The organism is Pseudomonas sp. SDO5271_S396 (assembly GCF_054071795.1).
On sequence record NZ_JBSVWB010000022.1, the window covers coordinates 16,384 to 37,249 of the forward strand.

At 62.1% G+C, this 20,866-nt stretch carries 15 protein-coding genes and 1 pseudogene; 13 read left to right on the top strand and 3 right to left on the bottom strand.

The features are described 5' to 3' along the window. Window positions 1–12 precede the first annotated feature (12 nt). From ACW9IN_RS16290 to dhaL, 3 genes are read left to right on the top strand one after another with little or no spacing between them, the layout of a single operon-like run. Window positions 13–771, top strand: coding sequence for an SDR family oxidoreductase (locus ACW9IN_RS16290; protein ID WP_457366836.1), 759 nt, complete (start codon window positions 13–15; stop codon window positions 769–771). A gap of 36 nt (window positions 772–807) precedes the next feature. Continuing rightward, window positions 808–1,809 (top strand): dihydroxyacetone kinase subunit DhaK, encoded by a 1,002-nt coding sequence (locus tag ACW9IN_RS16295; RefSeq protein WP_457366837.1) that lies wholly within the window; start codon window positions 808–810, stop codon window positions 1,807–1,809. A gap of 3 nt (window positions 1,810–1,812) precedes the next feature. Further along, the gene (gene dhaL, locus ACW9IN_RS16300; protein ID WP_457366838.1) at window positions 1,813–2,508 is read left to right on the top strand and encodes a dihydroxyacetone kinase subunit DhaL; all 696 of its coding nucleotides are present in this window, start codon (window positions 1,813–1,815) and stop codon (window positions 2,506–2,508) included. Between the two features lie 293 nt (window positions 2,509–2,801). On the opposite strand, the gene ACW9IN_RS16305 is transcribed toward dhaL, so the two are convergent. From ACW9IN_RS16305 to ACW9IN_RS16315, 3 genes and pseudogenes are all read right to left on the bottom strand, one after another. Continuing rightward, a complete protein-coding gene (locus ACW9IN_RS16305) occupies window positions 2,802–3,779 on the bottom strand; it encodes a sugar-binding transcriptional regulator (RefSeq protein ID WP_457366839.1) in 978 nt (325 codons plus the stop codon). Between the two features lie 174 nt (window positions 3,780–3,953). Beyond that, complete coding sequence (locus ACW9IN_RS16310; RefSeq protein WP_457366840.1) at window positions 3,954–6,410, bottom strand: hypothetical protein; 2,457 nt, start codon at window positions 6,408–6,410, stop codon at window positions 3,954–3,956. 236 nt (window positions 6,411–6,646) lie between these two features. Next, window positions 6,647–7,066 (bottom strand): annotated as a pseudogene (locus ACW9IN_RS16315) (efflux RND transporter permease subunit); the annotation flags it as partial. A 1,012-nt stretch (window positions 7,067–8,078) separates the two neighbouring features. Between ACW9IN_RS16315 and ACW9IN_RS16320 the strand changes: the two are divergent. From ACW9IN_RS16320 to ACW9IN_RS16365, 10 genes are read left to right on the top strand one after another with little or no spacing between them, the layout of a single operon-like run. Next, a complete protein-coding gene (locus ACW9IN_RS16320; protein WP_457366841.1) occupies window positions 8,079–9,950 on the top strand; it encodes a 3-dehydroquinate synthase in 1,872 nt (623 codons plus the stop codon). Further along, entirely contained in the window at window positions 9,947–10,837 is an 891-nt protein-coding gene (locus tag ACW9IN_RS16325; RefSeq protein WP_457366842.1) for a UbiA family prenyltransferase, read from the top strand. Before ACW9IN_RS16320 ends, ACW9IN_RS16325 begins: the two co-directional genes overlap by 4 nt. Next, window positions 10,834–11,517, top strand: coding sequence for an EboA domain-containing protein (locus ACW9IN_RS16330; RefSeq protein ID WP_457366843.1), 684 nt, complete (start codon window positions 10,834–10,836; stop codon window positions 11,515–11,517). Before ACW9IN_RS16325 ends, ACW9IN_RS16330 begins: the two co-directional genes overlap by 4 nt. Before the next feature lie 36 nt (window positions 11,518–11,553). Further along, window positions 11,554–12,438, top strand: a complete 885-nt coding sequence (locus ACW9IN_RS16335; protein ID WP_457366844.1) for a TatD family hydrolase — start codon at window positions 11,554–11,556, stop codon at window positions 12,436–12,438. Continuing rightward, entirely contained in the window at window positions 12,435–13,655 is a 1,221-nt protein-coding gene (gene eboE / locus ACW9IN_RS16340) for a metabolite traffic protein EboE (protein WP_457366845.1), read from the top strand. Before ACW9IN_RS16335 ends, eboE begins: the two co-directional genes overlap by 4 nt. Next, window positions 13,645–15,090 carry an alkaline phosphatase family protein gene (locus ACW9IN_RS16345; RefSeq protein ID WP_457366846.1) on the top strand — a complete coding sequence of 482 codons (1,446 nt, stop codon included), beginning with the start codon at window positions 13,645–13,647 and terminating at the stop codon, window positions 15,088–15,090. Before eboE ends, ACW9IN_RS16345 begins: the two co-directional genes overlap by 11 nt. Beyond that, window positions 15,060–16,199, top strand: a complete 1,140-nt coding sequence (locus tag ACW9IN_RS16350) for a hypothetical protein (protein WP_457366847.1) — start codon at window positions 15,060–15,062, stop codon at window positions 16,197–16,199. The genes ACW9IN_RS16345 and ACW9IN_RS16350 overlap by 31 nt, the downstream gene beginning before the upstream one ends. Before the next feature lie 10 nt (window positions 16,200–16,209). After that, window positions 16,210–18,570, top strand: a complete 2,361-nt coding sequence (locus ACW9IN_RS16355; RefSeq protein WP_457366848.1) for a hypothetical protein — start codon at window positions 16,210–16,212, stop codon at window positions 18,568–18,570. Between the two features lie 58 nt (window positions 18,571–18,628). Beyond that, window positions 18,629–19,552: a hypothetical protein gene (locus tag ACW9IN_RS16360; protein ID WP_457366849.1), complete on the top strand. Its 924-nt coding sequence runs from the start codon at window positions 18,629–18,631 to the stop codon at window positions 19,550–19,552. A gap of 18 nt (window positions 19,553–19,570) precedes the next feature. Further along, window positions 19,571–20,863, top strand: a complete 1,293-nt coding sequence (locus ACW9IN_RS16365) for a hypothetical protein (protein ID WP_457366850.1) — start codon at window positions 19,571–19,573, stop codon at window positions 20,861–20,863. Window positions 20,864–20,866 lie beyond the last annotated feature (3 nt).

The window sequence follows — 20,866 nt, forward strand, 5'->3', positions numbered from 1 at the left end:
GGAGTGTGTGCAATGCCCAATTTCTGGAACCAGGCGTTCGACCTCACCGGCCGCTGCGCCGTGATCACCGGCGGCGCCGCCGGCATCGGCCTGGCCTGTGCCAATTTGCTGGTGGAGCGTGGCGCCCGGGTGGCCTTGCTCGACCGCGATCCGACAGTGGTCGAAGTGGCTGCCAGCCTCGGCACCGGCCACCTGGGCGTGGTGGCCGACCTGCGTCAGCTGACCTCGGTACAAACCGCCGTGGACCAGGCCGCCGCCACGCTCGGGCACATCGATTACCTGGTCAACAGTGCCGGCGTGGCACTGCTGGACAAGGCGCTGGAGGTCAGCGAAAGCGCCTGGGACACCACGCTGGATATCAACCTCAAGGCCAGCTTCTTCGTGGCCCAGGCCTGTGCCCGACACATGATCGAACACGGCTGCGGGCGCATCGTCAACCTGGCCTCTCAAGCGGCGGTGATTGGCCTTGATCGCCATGTGGCCTACTGCGCCAGCAAGGCCGCGGTGGTCGGTATGACCAAGGTGCTGGCCATGGAATGGGCCGCCCACGGTATCAACGTCAACGCCGTCTCCCCCACTATCGTCGAGACCGCTCTGGGCAAGCAGGCCTGGGCGGGTGAGCTGGGCGAAAAGGCAAAATTGCAGATCCCGGTGGGGCGCTTCGCCCAGCCGGAAGAAATCGCCGGCCTGGTGCTGTACCTGGTCAGCGATGCGGCCCGGATGATCACCGGGGAAAACGTGGTGATCGACGGCGGCTACAGCATTCAGTAATCCGATTCCAGACAAATAAGAACAAGGAAACGCCCTATGAATCGAGTCATCAACGATCCGGACCTGGTGGTCGAGGACATGCTCACCGGCATCCTCGTGGCGCACCCGGAACTGGCGCAGTACGAGAGCAACCCACGGGTCATTCGCAAACGCACGCCATCGCCCGCCGGCCAGGTCGGCATTGTCACAGGTGGTGGCTCAGGGCATGAGCCGGCGTTTCTGGGCTATGTCGGTCCCGGCTTGGTGGACGCGGTGGCCGTCGGCGAGATTTTCTCCTCACCCACCGCCAAGAGTTTCTTCGACGCCTTCCGCGCCGCCGACCAGGGCGCGGGCGTGGCATGCCTGTACGGCAACTATGCCGGCGACAACATGAACGTGAAGCTGGCGATGAAAATGGCCGCCAGCAAAGCCATGAACATTCGCACCGTGGTGGCCAACGACGATGTGGCCTCTGCGCCACCGGCGGATATCGCCAAGCGACGCGGCGTGGCCGGTGAAATCTTCATGTGGAAAATCGGGGGTGCCGCCGCCGCCCGGGGTTACGACCTCGACGGCGTGATCCGCGTGGCGCAGAAAGCCGTGGACCATTGCCGCTCCATCGGCGTGGGTCTGACGCCCTGCACCATTCCGGCGGTGGGCAAGCCGAACTTCCAGATCGCCGATGGCCTGATGGAACTGGGCATCGGTCACCATGGCGAGCCGGGCATCGAAGTGGTGCCGGTGGAATCCGCCGCCGCCATGGCCGAGCGCATGCTCGCGCCGATCCTGGCCGACCGCGACTTCACCCAGGATGAGAGCGTGGTGGTGCTGGTCTCGGGCCTCGGCGCCACGCCGGTGATGGAGCTGTACATTTTCTATGCCGAGGTCGAACGCCAACTGCGTGCCAAGGGCCTGCGCATCCACCGGTGCTACGTGGGCAATTACTTCACATCCCTGGAAATGATGGGCGTGACCCTGACCCTGCTCGGCCTGGACGCCGAACTGACCACCCTGATCGACCAACCTTGCCGTTCCATCGGCATGACCCAGGCGGAGTAAAGCATGAGCGAGCATTTTCCCGGCAACACCGGCAGCGCCATCGTCACCAGCCTGGTGGCGGTCATCGTTGCCAACCGCGAGTACCTCAGTGAAGTGGACGGCGCCATTGGCGACGGTGACCACGGCATCAACATGGCCAAGGGGTTCTCCCGCTGCGGCAAGAGCCTGGAGGGCCGTGAGCTGTCCCTGGCCGACGCGCTGGACGAGTTGACCCTGGCGCTGATGGAAGGCATCGGCGGCTCGATGGGCCCACTGTACGGCAGCCTGTTCATCGGCATGGCCAACGAAGTTCGAGGCCGCGACACCATCGACGCGGCGACCTTCGCCAGGCTGCTGCGCGGCGGCCTCACCTCATTGCAGGACATCAGTGATGCGGGCGTGGGCGACAAGTGCCTGATGGACACGCTGATACCGGCGGTCGAGGCCTTTGAACAGGCCCAGGCCGGCGGCGCGTCATTCCGCGAAGCCCTGCGCCAGATGAAGAGCGCCGCGTCCCAAGGCCGCGATTCCACCCGCGACCTGGTGGCGAAAATCGGCCGCGCCAGCCGCCTTGGGGAGCGCTCCCTGGGGGTGCTGGATGCCGGCGCGGTCTCCTGCTGCCTGATCCTCACCGACCTCGCCGAATCAATCGAGGCCCGGCTATGTGAGAGCGGGCTTGCTCGCGAAGGCGGTGTCTCTGTCGGTATAAATGTTGGCTGAACCACCGCTATCGCGGGCAAGCCAGCTCCCACAAGGAATTGGCAGTGGCTGGAAAAACTCCACCAGCAGGGCCCTCGCACCGGACGCTTTCTCACCAACAATAGAGAACCAATGTGGGAGCTGGCTTGCCTGCGAAGGCGGCAGCACTGCCAACATAAATGCCAGCTGACCCACTGCTTTCGCAGACTCGCCGGAGCTCGACAGCTCCACACATTGAGAACCATGCCTGACCGATAAACCGAGCACACCGCCCACACCCTGCGGGAGCTGCGTGACTATAGAGACCGGCAGGCCTAACGGCGCGTGGCGTCATCCAGGGCGAGGATCGTGTAGGCGTTCGACACGGTCGTCGCCAGGGTGTTGATCACGCCTGAGCGCAAGGCCCCCAGCGTGGCAGCCGCCTTGGTGTTCTCGCTGGCGATCGCCACCACATCGGGAATGCGCACCAACTCCGGCACGGTGAGGCCAATCACCCGCCCCTGTATGGCGTTCACCGCCGGCTGCCCGTGAATGTCGATGAAGTCGTAGCCCATCATGTCGCCGACCGTGCCGGACACCCGCGCCTGGGCGATTTCCTGGGGCGAGAACCAGCCCATGCGCACCATGTTGCTGTTCTCGCTCATGTCGCCGATGCCGATCAAGGCGATATCGGCGCGGCGAGCGCGGTCGAGGGTCGAGCGCACGGTGTCGTTGTTCATCAGGATGCCGTGCAACTCGTGGTTGGCCACCAGTGCCGGGGCATAGAGGGTTTCGCTTTCGGCGCCGAAACGCAGCGCGAGGCGGCGGCAGATGTGGTCGGGGTTCATGTATTCGCCGGCCTTGAGCGAACCGCCGATGGCGCAGACAAAGGTGCAGTTGCGCGTGACCGGCAAAAACACGTTGTCGGCCACGGCGCCGACGTTGCGGCCCATGCCGACCGCGACGATCATGCCGTCGCCGAGCGTGCGGTTCAGGTAGTTGGCCACCAGGCTGGCCACCGCCGAGCGCTGGGTGTCGGGGTCTGCGTGATCGACCGCGATCAGTGCCCGGTCCAGCTGGAACCGCGACACCAGCGCCTGCTCCAGCTCCGTATTCAAGGCCGGATGCTGCAACACCCGTACTTCCACCACCCCTTCATCACGGGCGCGCTTGAGCAGCCGGCTGACCTTGACCCGGGACAGGTCGAAGCGCTTGGCGATGGCTTCCTGTGTGATGTTGTCGAGGTAATAAAGCATGGCCACTTCCGTCATCAGGTCGATGTCGCTGGCGGCACGCTGGGCACTGTCGGTCATGGGAGCTTCCATTTACGCCACAAAAAACCATTCTCCCCAGTCTGTGCGGTGCAAGTCCAGCGGCGAATTGGCCATACAGGCAAAGTTTCTACGCCCCCTGCCAGCACTCACGGGGCGTAGAACCTCATTTTTGGCCACACATCGCAAAGCGTGTCGGGCGATCAGTTGAGCCTGTTAATCCTCGTCATCGCTGATCTCGTTACCGCTGTCGTTGGTGGCGTATTTCTGGCTCATGAAGTCGTCGGCATCATCTTTTTCCTCCTGGGTCATGTGGGTGCTGTCATGCCACGCTTTGTGTTGCGCTCCCGTCATTTGGTCTTCTTCCACGAACTTTTCTTCAGGCAGCAATCTTTTAACGGCGGGCGTGAGGTTCGTGTTGCGCAATTCGGCGGGTGGCTGGTAATGGCCACTCGAATTGGTCCAGAACTCCGGTTTGCCTCCCTTGAAGTAAACAGTCCCTGCAAACAGAACGTCGGTCGTGCCACCCCTCATCGATCGCAGCCCTTGGGTCAAGGCCGAATGCCCTTCGACCCAATCGGGGTTGGTGTGAGCAGTGTACGCATAGGGTTTACCGGTTGGGGTGAGTCCTTTGGCCATAGAGCCCAGGTAGACCTTGTCGGGCTCCTCTGCGCGAATCACGAAAGCATATGCACCGCTCGCCCTGACGGGATTGGGGTACATCGGGTCCTGCGACGTTAATGCATAACCTCCATCAGCGCGCAGGGTGAGTTCGAAAATCTGGTCCGGGGTCGCCGGCCTCTGCAGCGTGGTACCTGATACATGCTCTTTGAGCCGAACAGGTTCAGTCTGCTTCCCACCGACAACCCCGCGTCGCCTCCAGACACCGGCGTCGTCCGGCTTGGCAATCTTGCCGCTGCTCGCCAGTTTTTCCGGGTCATTCGGATCCCGGACGCGCAGCAGGTAATGCTCACCATCCCCGGCATCGGGTTTATCTGCAGCGAAATATTTTCGCCCATCCAACTCAATTTCCCGCATTCCCGCAAAAGTCGTCGGAGTGTCGACGGCAGGCACCGGGTTCGGTTTTCTTACCAACTCGAACTCACTTGCCTGAGCCGTATTTTTTCGCCAGTGGTAACGGTCGGCGATTGTGGACTTGAAATCGATGGAAGGCTCACCCACCCCGGTCTCGACCAAAGTCGGCCCGATCTCGTGCGCCAATTGCAGGCTCGATATGATCGCCGCAGCACTGCCGCCCAGGCGATCATCGGCGGTCATGCCATACAAGCTGTCGTGGACACCAAAGACAATGTTTCCAGCAGAACCGATAACGGGTACGTAGCCAAAGGTGTTATTCCAGAAATGCTTCACACCCTTCCAGTTTTGCTGAGAGGAGCCAAACACTTCGGTCTGGTCCGACCAGAGTGCATTCTTGGCGTTCACCGATTGGTATTTGGCCGCAATTCCGTCATCCAGGTTACTGAACTCCAATGGGTAATCGCTATCGCGCGCGCGGGTAAAGTTGAAGGTTTCCCTAACAGGAATGCTCTCGTCGGAAAGCAGGTTGTGATACCCCGGAAATCTGGAGCTATTGTTCAGGATCAGACTGTCCAGCACATACCCAGTCCTTGGCCAATGCGCGTCCTTCCCACCCTGCCTGTCTCGGGCGTTGAAACTGCGCAGCAAGTTATCGCGATTGGCCTTGGCCCACAGGGCAAAGCTCTCATCTCCTTGAATTTCATGCAGCGCGCCGTTCTTCAGGTCAATCATCAAGCCTTTGTTCGGCCTGTTCTTATAATTTCCGTCATAGGTTTCGTAGGGGATAAACGCATAACCGCCCAAGGGGTAGCCGTACACGTTGGGAATGATGACCTGACCATTTTGATCCAGTGTGCGCTGGACGGCGGCTTTCCCTTCGGAGCTTAACGCTGCGAATGCGTCGGTATCCTCACGCAAGTTTCGTAAGGTACCCCGAACCACATAAGCGTCCGCTTTGCCCGAGCGCTGCGCGATGACGCCTTCATCATCACGCATCGGCGCGGCAATGTCTTCTTCCCAACGTCCTTGAAGCTTTTTGCCAAGACTTTCCAGGTCATCGACCCTGGCACGGTCCTTTTCATTAATGTGCATGAAGTTGAAATTGATGGGGCCACCCCGCTCCACTCTGTCGTGCAGAAGCGCACCCGCCGCCAGCTCCCAGGCAAAATAACTGCGTTTCTCGGTATTCGTCAGTGTCGTGGGTTGTCCCAAACCCGTATAGGACGTGAAGGTCACCGTAATTTTTTCATGCGGGTCATATCCAGCCGCCAGCAACCCTGCGCTGTAGTACCCCGAGGGCTCGGTGAACAAACGCACGTTCTGGAACTTCACGTTTCTTTCGCCTTCCGAACCGCTTTCTACCTCTGCAAGTTGCGCCTTCACACGTCCGGCGTAGGCCTCTACGCGCTGCTCGCGCTCCAGCATCGTGTAGCGCTCATCAGGCGCCAATACAGTATCCGTGCCATAGATCGTTACCCTGGAGTCCTTTAATTCAGGGGCGTATGCACCGAAATGGCTCGGTACCGGCGGGGGAACCGCAACTTGCTGTGTACTCGACGCGGCTGCGAAAACATCCGCAAACATGGGTCGCGGAGCAGCAGCTGATTTCGCGGGGAACAAACTGATATTCGTCATCGAACGTTTCCTGTTTATCTCGTATTGAGGGAGAACATACCGATGGCGTTATCTTTCCTACGCTACTCAGGCAACCTTGCTTGCACCGGCAGGCGAATAAGTCGAGCCTAACGGTGCATCGGTTCCGATGAAAAAAAATTCGCTTGTCACGTGGTGTGTCCCACGCTTCGTTACTTGCCGAGTCACACCTGACCTCTTCCGGCATCACGCTGCATACGGGGATAAAGCCCCGTCGATCAAATGTGAGTGTCGTTGCGCAACGGGCGGTTTCCCGTCAGGGCACGCATCAGCACGTAGAACACCGGGGTCAGGAACAGCCCGAAGAAGGTCACGCCCAGCATGCCGGAGAACACCGTGACGCCCATCACCCGCCGCACTTCGGCACCGGCACCGCTGGAATAGACCAGTGGCAGCACGCCCATGATGAAGGCCATCGACGTCATCAGGATCGGCCGCAGACGCAGGCGACTGGCTTCAATGGCCGCCTGCAACGGTGAGCGGCCATCGAATTCCAGCGTGCGGGCGAACTCGACGATCAGGATCGCGTTCTTGGCCGACAACCCCACCAGTACCATGAGACCGATCTGGGTGAAAATGTTGTTATCCCCCCCGGTCAGCCATACACCCGCCATCACCGCCACCGAAACCGCCAAGGGTGTCGCCGCAGCCGACGCTGCACTCAGGCTGGAAGAAGGACGCGTCAGCCAAAAGGCTGCGTAGCCCAGTGCGGCGACTCCGATCAATACCCAGGGCCAACGTCGTGCCCACGCCTTGTTTTGCACCGTTGCACCTCTCTTCGAATGAACCAGGCCAGAGCGCTCTGCAAGCGCGGCATTCACTCGCTGCTGGCGCGATTCGGAGCGTAATGGCTGTATCGAGGGGATCGCGCGGTGATAACGAGGGGATTGGCGCAAGGGCTTTGAAGCGCAACTAATCAATCGACCCTTATTCGGCGAGGGCACAACGGACAATCACAAAGGACGACTCCGCACTGGTCGAGTGGCATTGTTTCGCAGGCGGCGTTCAGGTGTTCAATGTCATCTCGTTGACACCTGCGCTTACCCCTCAACAAATCTCCGATATTTCAACTTTCCTGCAAGGGTATGGTTTCCAACCCGCAAATTTTATGACGATGCCCTATGACTGAATCGCGTGATGCTGTCAGGGGAACGGTAGCGATTGCAGCGCCAAGCCTGCGACCCCGTTGAAGGGTAACTTGTGAATGCGCCAGCGCCACTTATCCGGAATCGTTCTCGACAACTAATTCCCGCAAATGGCATATAGCCATATGTCATATGGCATTGAATGAGTAACGACACTTGCCAGGTACTTTCCGTCCAACTTGTTACTTGTAGATCGCGCCTCAACGGGTTATTGACGCCACGCAAAAAGCCATACAACTAATTGTAATTACGCAGTAAACATCCGCCTCCCCCACCGCCTCATCCGCCCGATTTCATTGATCGAAGTCTGTCTTCAGTCAGATGCAACCGCGCGAACTTGCAAAAAAAACACAACCGGCTACGTTCATGAATACCTTTAACACGTGAACTCAAGAGCACTTAACACCGGTCATTCCGGCGGAGGATTCTGTCGCGCTGAAAAACACCCGATCTCGCTTTAAGTACTGAAACGGAACTCAGTCTTTATCTTCAGAAGGGATGCTCGATGAAACGCAGCCAGTGGTATCGCGTGTTCACGCAAAAAGGTCCGGCCGGGCACTTCTGGCTGTCGTTGTTGTGTTTCGCCGGGCTGGTGATCGCCAGCTTTGTGTTGTTCGAACAACAGATTCAAGCGTTTCTCACCCACCTGGATTTCTACCAGCCCGCCACCCCCACCCAGACATTCAACCTGGCCCTGCTGCTGATCGCCTTGCTCGCGCTGGATGTGGTATTGCCCGTGCCGTCGAGCCTGGTCGCACTGCTGGCGGTAGCGATGCTGGGCAGCCTGGGCGGTTACCTGGTGATCTTTATCGGGTTGTGCCTGGGTGCCGGGCTCGGATATGCGCTGGGCGCCGGGTATTTCCGCCTGCTGTCCGGCCGACTGGGCCTGCACCAGCGCCAGCCCGGACAGTTGGCGTACCGCCTGGGTACGCTGTCGTTGATCTGCCTGCGCGGCATACCCGTGCTGGCAGAAACCTCGGTGGTCGCCGCCGGGATGCAACGTTACCCGCTGCGCGCCTTTCTGCTGGTGACCACCCTGGCCAACGCCGGGCTGGCGCTGGCCTACACCGCGATTGGCACGTTCCTGGTCGAACAGAACGCGCTGCTGGTGACCCTGCTCGCGAGCATGGTGCTGCCGGCGCTGTTCATCGCCGGCTACAGCCTGTTCAAGGCCTTGCGCAAACGCGGCACCGAGCAATCTTTGCGTGGACGTTTCGCGGTCAACTATGACTACCCGGTGCTGTTCACCGATCACCTGTTCGACCCGCTCAATCCCTGCCTGCATCGCCAACTCACCACGCAGCAACACGGCCCGGTAACAGTGATGGCCTTCGCCGATGAACAGTTGCTGCTCAGCAATCCGCAGTTGCTGGACCAGATCGACGCATATTTCACCGCCCACACCGATCTGCACCTGCAAACCGCGCCCATTGCCGTCCCCGCCGGTGAGTCGAGCAAAACGGCACAGGTGCTGCAACAGCTCTACAACGACTTGCTGCAACACGGCCTGGACCGGCATTGCTATGTGCTGGCCCTGGGCGGCGGCGCGGTGCTGGACGCGGTCGGTTACGCCTGCGCCACCTTTCACCGGGGCATTCGCCTGATCCGCATTCCCACCACCGTGCTGGCGCAGAACGACGCCGGTATCGGCGTGAAAAACGGCATCAACGCCTTCGGCCAGAAAAACCTGCTGGGCACCTTCTGCCCGGCCACGGCGGTCATCAATGACTTCCAGTTGCTCACCAGCCTGACCCGCCGCGACCAGATCGCCGGACTGGCCGAGGCGGTGAAAGTCGCGTTGATCAAGGACCAGGCGTTCTTCGAGTGGATGGAGCAGCACGCCGACGACCTCGCCCGCTTCGATCACGCCGCCAGTCGCTACGCGATTCGCCGTTGCGCCGAACTGCACCTGGGGCATATCACCGGCGCCGGCGACCCCTTCGAGCGGGGCAATGGTCGTCCTCTGGACTACGGACACTGGGCCGCGCACAAACTGGAAAACCTCAGCCACCATCGTCTGCGCCACGGCGAAGCGGTCGCGGTGGGCATGGCCCTGGACGGGTTGTACGCCAATGCCCAGGGCTTGTTGAGCGATACCGACTGCGAACGGCTGATCCAGCTGTTGCACACGCTCGGTTTCAACCTGTGCCCGCCGGAGCTGGGCTTGAAAGACGCCCAAGGCCGCTCCCAAGTGCTGATCGGGCTGGAGGAGTTCCGCCAGCACCTGGGCGGGCAGTTGTCGATCCCGATGCTCAACCGCATCGGCCAGTCGGTGGACCTGCATGCCATCGACGATGCGCGCATGGAACGGGCACTGCTCAGACTCATCGGCTACCGCGATGCTAGCCTGTCCCTGGGCGAGGGTTTTGCCAAATGAGGCAGACACCCCGGCACCTGAAAACCTGGCTGACCCTGGGCCGGGTGTCCAACCTGCCCACGGTGTGGACCAATACCCTGGCCGCGGCCCTGCTCGCCAGCAGCGCCGGCGCGCTGGCGCCACCGTCGTCGCTGGTGTGGGTATTGCTGCTCGTCACGCTGTCGTTGCTGTACCTGGCCGGCATGCTGCTCAACGACCTGATCGACGCCGACTGGGACCGGCAGCACCACAACCCGCGCCCGATCATCCTGGGCCTGGTCAGCCGCCAGCAAGTGGGCCTGGCCACCGCGCTGTTGCTGGCACTGGCCGCACTCGCGGTGCTCGGCCTCAGCCGGCTGATCGATGACCCCCACTGGTTGCTCGCCAGCGTCGCCCTGCTGGTGGGCTGCATCCTCGGCTACAACCTGCTGCACAAGAAATACGCCCACAGCGTGTGGCTGATGGGCGCGTGCCGGTCGGCGCTGTACCTCACCGCCGCCGCCAGCCTGGCGTTGCCCCCGGAGCCGATCTGGCTGTGTGCGCTGTTGCTGGGGGTGTATATCAGCGGGATCACTTACCTCGCTCGTCACGAGCACAACAACCAGTTGCTCAGCCGCCTGCCGCTGCTGCTGATGCTCAGCCCGCTAGCGCTGGCGATCCATTCGACCAACCTGTGGTTCTGGCCCGTGTTGCTGCTGTGGATCGGCTGGCTCGGCTGGCATTACTGGCATCACCTGGCCCGTCCCCGCCAGCGCCAGGTGCGCGCATTTATCGGCGCGGGCCTCGCGGCACTGCCGCTGTTCGACGCGCTGGTACTGGCCGTGGCCAACCAACCGCTGGGCAGCCTGTTGTGCGTGCTGGTGTTTTTCCTGCTCCCTCACTTTCAGCGCTGGATCAAACCGACATGAACATGCGCCAGGATTGCCTCGCCGAACTCCATCAACGTCTGGGCCAACAACTGGCAGCCCACGAGCTGCACTGGTGGCAACAAGCGCAACAGCAACTGGCCAAGCAGCCGGACGCCAACACCGCCGCGCTGTTGAGCGGCCAATGCAAGCGCCGGTTGCCGACGGCGGCGGTCGCGCTGGCTCGGGGCTTGCTGTTGGCCCAGGTGCTGGACCAGCACGCCGCCGAGACGCGCCCAGCGTTGCTACGCCAGCTGTTTCTGTGGGGCGATGACCAGGAAAAGATCGCCACCCTCGCCGCCCTCGACTGGCTCGACAGCGATGGCAAATGCGTGGAGCTGGCGTTGCAGGCCGGACGCACCAGTAACCCCCAGGTGTTCGCCGCCCTGGCCCTCGACACGGCCTACCCGTCACGGCATTACGCCGAGCGGGCGTTTCACCAACTGGTGCTCAAGGCCCTCGGCATGGGCCTGGATGTAGGGCGTGTGATCGGCCTCGAACAACGCCACGGCGTCACCCTCAACCAACTGGCGCTGGATCTGTTGAGTGAACAACTCGCCGCCGACCGGCCTGTGTCTCCGGGCCTGCCCAAAGTCATCGCGTTCCCCCTGCTCAGCCCGGCGCAACGCCAGCGCCTGGGCAACTTGCGCCTGCCGCCGGAGTGGCACGCCTACCTGAACTGACGCATCACGCCTGTCTTCCCTTGACGAGGATTCACCATGCCCAAGTACTTCGATCCGCATATCCACATGGTCAGCCGCACCACCGACGACTACCAGAACATGGCGGCCGCCGGCATCACCGGGGTGATCGAACCGGCGTTCTGGCAGGGTCAGGCCCGTACCAGCGTCGGCAGTTTCGTCGACTACTTCGACACCTTGCTGGGCTGGGAGCGGTTTCGCGCGAGCATGTTCGGTATCCATCACTTCTGCACCATCGGCCTCAACCCCAAGGAGGCCAATGACCTGTCCATCGCCCATGAAGTGCTGGAGATCCTGCCGCGCTACCTGGTGAAGGACGGCGTGGTGGCAGTGGGTGAAATCGGCTACGACGACATCACCCCCGAGGAGGATCGTTTCCTCGCCGCCCAGCTTGAGCTGGCCAAGCAATTCCAACTGCCGGTGCTGGTGCATACGCCGCACCGCGACAAGATCGGCGGCACCAAGCGCACCCTGGCGGTGATCCGTGAAGTGGGGATTGCCGAGAACCTGGTGATCATCGACCACCTCAACGAACTGACCCTGCCGCTGGTGCTCGACAGCGACTGCTGGCGCGGTCACTCGATCTACCCGAATACCAAGATGTCCGAGCAACGCATGGTCGCGCTGCTCCAGCAGTACGGCACCGAAAAAATGGTGGTCAACAGTGCGGCGGATTGGGGCATCAGCGACCCGCTCAAGGTCCCCAAAACCGGCCAGGCCATGCTCGCTGCCGGCTTTACCCAGGCCCAGGTCGAGCAGGTGTTGTTCCACAACCCGGTGGACTTCTTCGCCCAGAGCGGCCAACTGGACAAGGCCCTGGTCAGCACCCCGTTGCCGATCGACCAGCGCAAGCAGTGGCAGGAAAACTCGGCCCTGCGCGGCCAGGAACCGGTGGTCAAATGAGCGCCGGCACCCAATGGGCGGCAGCGCAGGTCGGCTATTGCAGCAACGTGCACCCGACCCGCGATCTGGCCGGGCTGCGCGCGTCCATCGAACAGCACTTCCAGGGTGTGCGCCGCCTGCGGGGGCTGGACGAACAGGACAGCGGCCTGTGGATCTGCGCACGTGCGGCCACCGAGTTGCAGCAGCCGGCGGCGCGCGCGGCGTTCATCGAGCTGTTGCACCGCAGCGGGCTGCGCCTGACCTCGCTGAACGGGTTTCCCTATGGTGAATTCCACCAGGGCGCGGTGAAGGCCGAGGTCTACCTGCCCGACTGGGCCGACCCGCAGCGGTTGACCTACAGCCTGGACCTGGCGCGGGTCCTCGCCCACGCCTTGCCCGCAGGCTGCGCGCGCGGAGTGATTTCCAGCGTGCCGCTGGGCTACGCCGCGACATGGACGCCGGCACGCCAGGCACTGGCCGACGCACACCTTGACCAGCTCACCGCAGCCCTTGAGCAACTGCACCGGGAAACCGGCAAGCAGATCGTGTTCTGCCTGGAAATGGAACCCGACTGCGTGCTGGAAACCACCGACCAGGCCATCGCGTTTTTTCAGCACCGGCGCAACCGCGATCCCAACCACCGCTACCTGGCGCTGTGTTTTGATGTGTGCCACCAGGCGGTGATGTTCGAGGATTGTTATCAGTCCCTGGGCCGCCTGCGTGCAGCGCGGGTGCCGGTGGGCAAGATCCAGCTGTCCAACGCCATGATCTGCCGCCTGCCGTTGCAGGACGATGCGCGCCGGGCGCAGGTACTCGACACCTTGCGCACCTTCGTCGAAGCCACGTACCTGCATCAGGTCAAGGCCCTGGATGCCCAGGGCCGCGTGGTAGCGTGGCCGGATCTGCCCGCCGCCCTCGCCGACTGCGCGGGGTTTCGCGAGCTGCGCATTCATTTCCATATTCCGCTGTTCAGCGAACACCTGCTGTTGCCCGAACTCAGCGGCAGCCAGGTGGCCCTCGCGCAAACCTTCGATTACCTGGCGGCCCATGGCGATTTCCGCCCGGTACTGGAGGTGGAAACCTACAGTTGGGGCGTGCTGCCCGAGAAACTGCGTCCGGCCAACGCGCTGGCGCAACTGGAAGGCATCGCCGCCGAACTGGATTGGGTCGAAGACCAGCTGCGCCAACGCAACCTGCTGCACCGCCTGGCGCGGGAGGCGTACGCCGATGCCCTCTGAGCAACCGCTGCTGCTGATCAATGTGGTGGGGCTGACCCCATCGTTGCTGGGCGAGGCAACACCGCACATCAACGCGTTGCTCAAGACCGCCAAAATGGCCAGCCTGCAACCGGTGTTCCCCGCCGTCACCTCGTCGGTGCAGGCGTCGATCCTCACCGGCACGCCGCCGTCGGCCCACGGCATTGTCGGCAACGGCTGGTACTTTCGCGATCAGGCCGAAGTACGTTTCTGGCTGCAACCCAATGCGCTGATCCAGGGTGAAAAGGTCTGGCACACGCTCAAGCGCGAGATCCCGGGCTTTCGCTGCAGCCAGTTGTTCTGGTGGTACAACATGTACGCCGACGTGGACGCCGCCATCACGCCGCGCCCGCACTACCCGGCCGACGGACGCAAGCAGTTCGGGCTGTATTCGTCTCCGGTCGGGCTGCATGAGCAGATCGAAGCGCAGATCGGCGAGTTCCCGTTCCCGGGTTTCTGGGGGCCCTCGGCGGGCATTGCGTCCAGCCGCTGGATCGTCGATTGCGCCATGGCCGAATTCCGCATCAACCGGCCACACCTGCAATTGATCTACCTGCCCCACCTGGACTACAGCCTGCAACGCGTGGGGCCCGATCACCCGTCGATCCCGGACGAGGTGCGGGCGATCGACCATGAAGTCGGGCGTTTGCTGGCGTTTGCCGAAGCGCAGGGCGCGGCGGTCATGTTGCTCTCCGAATATGGCATCGAAGCGGTCGTCCGATCGGTTTCGATCAACCGCATCCTGCGCGCCGAAGGCCTGTTGCAGGTGCGTCAGTCCCTGAGCTGGGAACTGCTTGACCCCGGCGCCAGCGTCGCCTTTGCGGTGGCCGACCATCAGATCGCCCATGTGTATGTGAAACAGGCCCGGGATATCCCGCGCGTCAAGGCACTGTTGCAGCGTCAGCCGGGCATCGAACAGGTGCTCGATACGTTGGAGCAGCGCGCCTGGCAACTCGACCATCCGCGCAGCGGCGAGCTGGTGGCCGTGGCCGCCAAGGGCTGCTGGTTCGATTACTACTACTGGCTGGATGACCGCAAGGCGCCGGACTTTGCGCGCACCGTGGACATCCACCGCAAGCCCGGCTACGACCCGGTCGAGCTGTTTATCGACCCGGCCATCCGGTTTCCGCTGCTGAAAGTGGCGCGTCGCCTGCTTCAAAAGAAACTCGGCTTTCGCTACTACATGGACCTGATACCGCTGGACACCCGCCTGGTCCGTGGCAGCCATGGCCGCCTGCCCGAAAGCGCGCAGACCGGCCCGCTGCTGATCACCAATTGTGATCTGCCGTTACCGCCCACCCTGGCGGCGACGGCGGTGAAACAGCTGCTCCTGGAACATTTCCTGGGGCATTCATCGACCTCACCGGCCAATGCCAAGGAGCTTCCATGCGGCGCGCCATCTCTATCACTGTTCTGAGTGCATGGGCCGGATTCGCCCATGCCCAGGCTCCCACACCCTTCGACTGCACGGGTTTCCTGCAATTTGGAGGCAACGTCGACAAGACCCGCACCACCTTCACCCAAAGCCCGGAGACCCTGGCCTGGAACTGGTTCGCCTGCCTTAACCAGCCGGCAGCGGCGCAAAGCCCGGACCGGGTTTGGGAGACCTTGAAACCCTCGGATCAGGTCTACCTGGCCAAAGGTGCCCAACCCTTGCCTTACGCCCAGCGCACGCCCGTGCCCGCCGCAGTGCTGACCGAGGCCACAAAGCTGGGCATGAACACCAGCCGGCTGTTTCACAACCTCAACGCCACCCAACAGGTGGACGGGCTGATCCTGGAAATGGGCGGCCAGGTTCCCCAGGCCGAACAAGGCCAGGCGGTACGCTTTCAACTGTTGATGGGCGAAGACACCTTCAACTACATCGTGCAGCAGAAGGTCTACAACGTGAACGGCCAGGCGGCCCTCACCAGCGACCTGAACTTCCCGTCCACCGCCTGGGAACTCAAGGCGGCCTGGCTGTGGATCGGCGACGACAAGACCTATCAGCAACAGCTGGAGCAGGACGGTTATTACATCGCCCAGACCTACTACCAGAAAGGCACTGATTATGTGGTGGGTTATGCGGCGTTGAGCGGCCTGCACGTGATCAACAAGCTCAACCCGGACTGGGTGTGGACCACCTTCGAAAACCGCAACAACGGCAAGTACACCGTGACCAATGCGATTCCGCCCACGCCCATGAGCAACACCACCGGGCCCACGGCGGCGGCGCAACCGGTGAACGCCACTTTCCAGGCGCAATTCCCGAACCTGGCGCAATACGAGCTGATCGGCGTGCAATCGAACACCAACCCGACCTTGCTCGCCAACTCCCAGCTGGAGTCGGCGTTCCAGAACGAGTCGTCGTGTTTCGCCTGCCACGGTACCGCCGCGTATTCACCGAAACAGGGCTATTTCAACTTCGCCCTGAAGAAAGACGGCGGCATTGCCTACCCCACCGCCGAGCTGCCGGCCAGCGATTTCGTTGGCTATAAAAAACTGGATTTTGTCTGGTCGCTCAAACGCGCCCAGTGGCAACGCTAAGGAGCTTCACATGAGCGTATTGAATTTCCCGCGTATCTACCTGGGCGGCCATATGTTCTGGAACCCGCCGACCGGCAACAACAACGACATGTACCCGCTCTACGACGCGGTGAAGATGGAGATGAACTGGCGATTCCTCAAGTACTACAACATCACGCCGCAGAATGCCGCTGACAACCTGATGCCCTGGGCGATCACTCCCCGGGTGCTGCACGAGGCGCCCGACTACGTCACCCAGGTACCGGGTAATGTGCAGCAGAATCCGCCGATCATGATCCCGGGGGAATGGAACCTGTTCGGCGACAACGCCTGCGGCACCGTGAGCTACCAGCAAACCCAATCGGTCATCGTCGGCGGCGAGCTTCCCACGGGTGGGTATGTGGACCAGGATGCCCTGATCAACCAGGGCTACAACCTGCTCGGCAACCCTTTCGGCGGCCCCGGCCCGACCCCGGCGCGCTTCGTCGACGTAAGCCCCTGGCAGAACACGTTCACGGCGCTGTACTTCGACAAGCTGGTACTGGGCAACGACCAGTGCGGCCTGGTCGCCAAGCGTCAGTACCGCATGCTCGACCGTTTCCTGAACTTCAATTGGGCCAACCTTGGGGGGCTGATCTATGTGACCACCACCTGGCAAACCTGCTTCCCCAAAGACCACCTGACCTGGGCCATCGGCAATTCGGCCTTGTTGCAGAACCTTCAGGAACAGATGGAGCAACAGAACGCCCAGGGCCTGATGTTCCGCTTTTCCACCTACCTGACCTGCTACGACAAGAACGGCATCTTCAACGACTATCCGCCCATCAACACCCGCTCCACCGCCCCGCTGGACCTGGCCAACGTACAGACGATGTACCAGAAGGGCCTGGACAATGTCGGCAGTATTTTCTTCAACCCGGCCTACAGCCGTACCGTCGGTACCCTGGGCCTGTGGCTGGACCACGAGTTCCCCACCGCTCCCGCAGGACGGCGCCTGGTGCCCACCAACGCTGTGCCGCTGAGCCGACCCGGCGTGCAGACGCCGGACATGACCCTGGGCGTGATCTCGGCACAGGCCCATGGCAATACCTTGTCGCTGGACCTGGGCAACACCTTCCCGTGCTACCCCCTCGACAAGAGCGCCGCAATCCCGGTGGGCGAAAAATTCGATGCCGGCACCTATCAGCTGGGCATCCGCAATGGCGGTCAGTTCACTCCGCTGGCCAGCTTCGGCTTCAAGGAATATCAGCAGGCTGCGTTCGACAAACGCTCCGGCATCCTGGACCTGCCCCTGAGCGCCGACGCGCAACAACAATTGCAAGCCGGCGCCCTGGAGTTGCAACTGCAAGGCAGCCCGGCGGTGCAGGCCGCCACCCAGCAGATGTGGACCGCCGAAGTGGTCGAGAGCGCAAGCTTCATCGACGTGGGTGACAGCAAGACGTTGCAGATCATGGTGCAATACGACGGCCTGCCGGCGCCGGCCGGTACCGTGTTGCACGTGGCCGAATATGGCAACGCCTACATGATGTGCACCACCGATTACTACCTGGCACCCAGCCAGCCGGTCGACTTTGTGCTGTTCACCGATCACCCTGACCATCGGGCCGACAACACCGCCAGCCTGCCGCAATTCGACGACACCCCGCCCCTGCAACGCGACGTGACCGAGGGGACGGGACGCCGATTGACCGCGACGCGCGCCGCCCAAGCCACTGACACTGGCAAACCGGTGAACTACCTGCAGTACCTGACCACACCCGGCTCGGTCGCCCTGCGCCCGTGCCTGTCGTTCGATAATGCCGTGCCAATGGAAGGCACCCTGCGGGATTCACCGTACAGCCGCGTGCAGTACAGCGTGGCGCAGATCCAGACCGACGCCAACGGTATCGCCCTGCTGAAGGTCAAGGCCGTCGCACCCGGCTTCCCGACCTTGCGTTTCTTCGTGCCGGACAGCGCACAGGAAAGCGCTATTCCGTTCAGCTTCAAGCTGTCGCAGGCCTACACCGACTTCCTCGCCCCGCTGCGGGTACTGCCACAGGAACCGCAGATGCAGCAGGATTTCGTCAACGCCTGGAACAAGATCTGTCAGCAGGACGATGCGGGTGAAGTGATCTGGGAGACGTTCATCTACCCGAAAATCTTCCAGCCGTTCTATTACCTCTACCCGATCATGAGCAAGTACATGCCGCTCAATTCCCTGCCGCGCATCGAAGGTGCCATCGACCAGTTGATCGTGCTGATCAGCAAGGAATACCAGGAGGAAAGCACCCTGGCGATGCCCATTACCCGCGACATGCCACAAAGCCGCCGAGCGGTGCTGGAGCTGTGGGCGCAGGCGCTGGTGAAGCGTAACTACCCGCCCGTGGAACTGACGATGAGCGATTACAACTGAGCCACACACAGGACTACCGGGTGGCGTACCCGCCACTCGGTTCACACAGGAGTGTCACATGAACACCAGCCTCTTGAGCCGACTGTTGCTGTTGATCCTGCTGCTCAGCCCCGGCGCTTTCGCCGGGGACGACAGCGGCGCCGTGTACTTCACCAACGGGGTGCACAACACCCTGGGCTGCAATGAACAGAATGGCAATTGCATCGCCAAGCGCTTGCCGGGCGAGCCGTCCGACCCGTTCTTTCCCGCGCAATGGATCAGCGACTGGACCATGTACCGGGTAATGCACAACTACGAGAACAACCCGCCGCCCTACAGCAGCCCGCCGTCCACCCTGAAACCTGCGGACTACACCGTGTCGCGGGGCACCAGCTACTACGACACCACTTATATTCCGGCGGATGGCGACGGTTTCGGCGCGATGATGGAGCACTACGAGAAGTACTGCCTGCCGATCTTCCCGATCAAGAACAACAACTACACCTGCTCGTTCGTGTCCCTGGGCAACAAGGCGTATTTCCTCACCTACCCGCAGGACCGTCCGAAAGACATGCCGGCCTGCTGCATGTTTTCGCCGATGAACCACCCGCCCCGCCAGGACTTCATCCAGCACCTGCCCTACAGCGCCACGCGCAGCCAGAACCTCGGCGCCAGTGTGCAGGCGTATGCCCTGGACCTGGACTCACCGGCGGGGCCGATTCTGTTCGGGTATGCCTTCAACAAGAAAGCCACGGGGCAACCACCCTACCGGCTGCCGCAGTCGTTCTTCTTTTCGGGGGACACCAGCGTCGCCAATGCGCCCATCGTGAGCCAGAACTACACCAACTTTCGCATCGCCAGACCCGACCCGGCGAAAACCTGGAACCAGGTGGCCGCGATGTGCCCTTCGAACCCGCCGCCGTGCCAACTGTTCGAGCCGCCGGCCTCACAGGCCAACGGCCAGAAAGCCCAGTGGAACAAGCTCATGCAGCGCAAACCCTGACCCCAAGGAGGGATCGCCATGCACACCCTGATGCGTTTTTCCCTGTTGTTGCTGGGCCTGGTCAGCTTGTCCAGCCAGGCCCGCGAAGCGCCCGAGCCGGCCACCCTGGCCACCGGGCTCAATTGCCAACCGCCCAGCACTGCGCCAGCCGCCAATGCCAGCCAGGACCAGTTCGATCAGTACAGCTGGCAGATGTTCATCGCCCTGAACTGGCCCGCCCAGGACCGCCAGCGCGGCGTGCCCAATTGCAGCAAGCCGCTCGGCGCCCCGGGTTATACCGTGTGGCAGACCTACAAGACCGTCAGCGAAATATTCCTGCCCAACGCCACCAATCCCGGGCCGTGGAACACTCCGCTGACCGCCAGGAGCCTGGGCATCATCAACATTGCGGCGCTGAAGAACAGCTCGCTGGTCAACTCGATCGACCAGGCCGTGGGTGGCTGGCTGATCGATCAGCGGGGCAACCCGACCTACTACGACATCTCGGCCAACCAGGCCTCGTACAACTACATCGTGAACAATCAGTTCTACAACGCGAACGTAGTGTCCAGGGCCAACAACATCAACTTCCCCAACGGGGTCATCGAGATCAAGTCCAGCTGGCGCATCCTCACGCCCCAGGACAACGCCAGCCATTACCTCACCCAGTTCGCGCGGGTGGCGCGCTTCAATAGCCAGGGCCAGCCCATCGGGGTCGGCGAGGCGTACCTGGGGCTGGTGGGGCTGCATATCATCACCAAGGTCAATGGCTACCCGCAGTGGATCTGGTCGACCTTCGAGCAGGTCGAGAACGTGCCGCCCAAGGCCAAGCTCAATGGCCAGTGGGTCGACCAGCCGGTCTCCGGCACGAACTACTCCTACTACAACCCGCTGGCGCCCGTGGCGTCGTTCAACCAGTCGCCGTGCAACTGGCAGACCCAGGGCACGCAACTGGTCTGCGTGCCCAAGCCCGGTACCACGTTCCAGACGCCCAACCCGCTGAACCGCGTGACGCCGATCGCCGACGCCACCCTGTGGGTGAACGCCAACTACCAGGCCAACCCCGGGGTGCAGCAAAGCGTGTTGAAGTACTACCAGTTGATCACCACCCAGCGTCCGCTGATGCCCAACAACCCGAGCAACCCGCTGGGCCAGCCGACGCCCGCGCTGTCGGCCAACGTGACCATGGAAAGCTACATCCAGCCCAACAGCAGTTGCATGAACTGCCATTCCATGGCGACGCCGGTGAAGAGCCCGTTCAAGTCGGACTTCTCGTACCTGTTCAAATTCGCCAACAGCCCCGTCAACCCCCATGCCACGGACAAGGAATAGACC

Bases quoted from the DNA above. Each gene is read 5' to 3' on its own strand.
- ACW9IN_RS16365 (WP_457366850.1), top strand. From the start codon at position 19,571: ATGCACACCCTGATGCGTTTTTCCCTGTTGTTGCTGGGCCTGGTCAGC.
- ACW9IN_RS16295 (WP_457366837.1), top strand. From the start codon at position 808: ATGAATCGAGTCATCAACGATCCGGACCTGGTGGTCGAGGACATGCTC.
- ACW9IN_RS16290 (WP_457366836.1), top strand. From the start codon at position 13: ATGCCCAATTTCTGGAACCAGGCGTTCGACCTCACCGGCCGCTGCGCC.
- ACW9IN_RS16355 (WP_457366848.1), top strand. From the start codon at position 16,210: ATGAGCGTATTGAATTTCCCGCGTATCTACCTGGGCGGCCATATGTTC.
- ACW9IN_RS16320 (WP_457366841.1), top strand. From the start codon at position 8,079: ATGAAACGCAGCCAGTGGTATCGCGTGTTCACGCAAAAAGGTCCGGCC.
- ACW9IN_RS16330 (WP_457366843.1), top strand. From the start codon at position 10,834: ATGAACATGCGCCAGGATTGCCTCGCCGAACTCCATCAACGTCTGGGC.
- ACW9IN_RS16345 (WP_457366846.1), top strand. From the start codon at position 13,645: ATGCCCTCTGAGCAACCGCTGCTGCTGATCAATGTGGTGGGGCTGACC.
- ACW9IN_RS16325 (WP_457366842.1), top strand. From the start codon at position 9,947: ATGAGGCAGACACCCCGGCACCTGAAAACCTGGCTGACCCTGGGCCGG.
- ACW9IN_RS16335 (WP_457366844.1), top strand. From the start codon at position 11,554: ATGCCCAAGTACTTCGATCCGCATATCCACATGGTCAGCCGCACCACC.
- ACW9IN_RS16350 (WP_457366847.1), top strand. From the start codon at position 15,060: ATGCGGCGCGCCATCTCTATCACTGTTCTGAGTGCATGGGCCGGATTC.
- eboE (WP_457366845.1), top strand. From the start codon at position 12,435: ATGAGCGCCGGCACCCAATGGGCGGCAGCGCAGGTCGGCTATTGCAGC.
- ACW9IN_RS16305 (WP_457366839.1), bottom strand. From the start codon at position 3,779: ATGACCGACAGTGCCCAGCGTGCCGCCAGCGACATCGACCTGATGACG.
- dhaL (WP_457366838.1), top strand. From the start codon at position 1,813: ATGAGCGAGCATTTTCCCGGCAACACCGGCAGCGCCATCGTCACCAGC.
- ACW9IN_RS16360 (WP_457366849.1), top strand. From the start codon at position 18,629: ATGAACACCAGCCTCTTGAGCCGACTGTTGCTGTTGATCCTGCTGCTC.
- ACW9IN_RS16310 (WP_457366840.1), bottom strand. From the start codon at position 6,410: ATGACGAATATCAGTTTGTTCCCCGCGAAATCAGCTGCTGCTCCGCGA.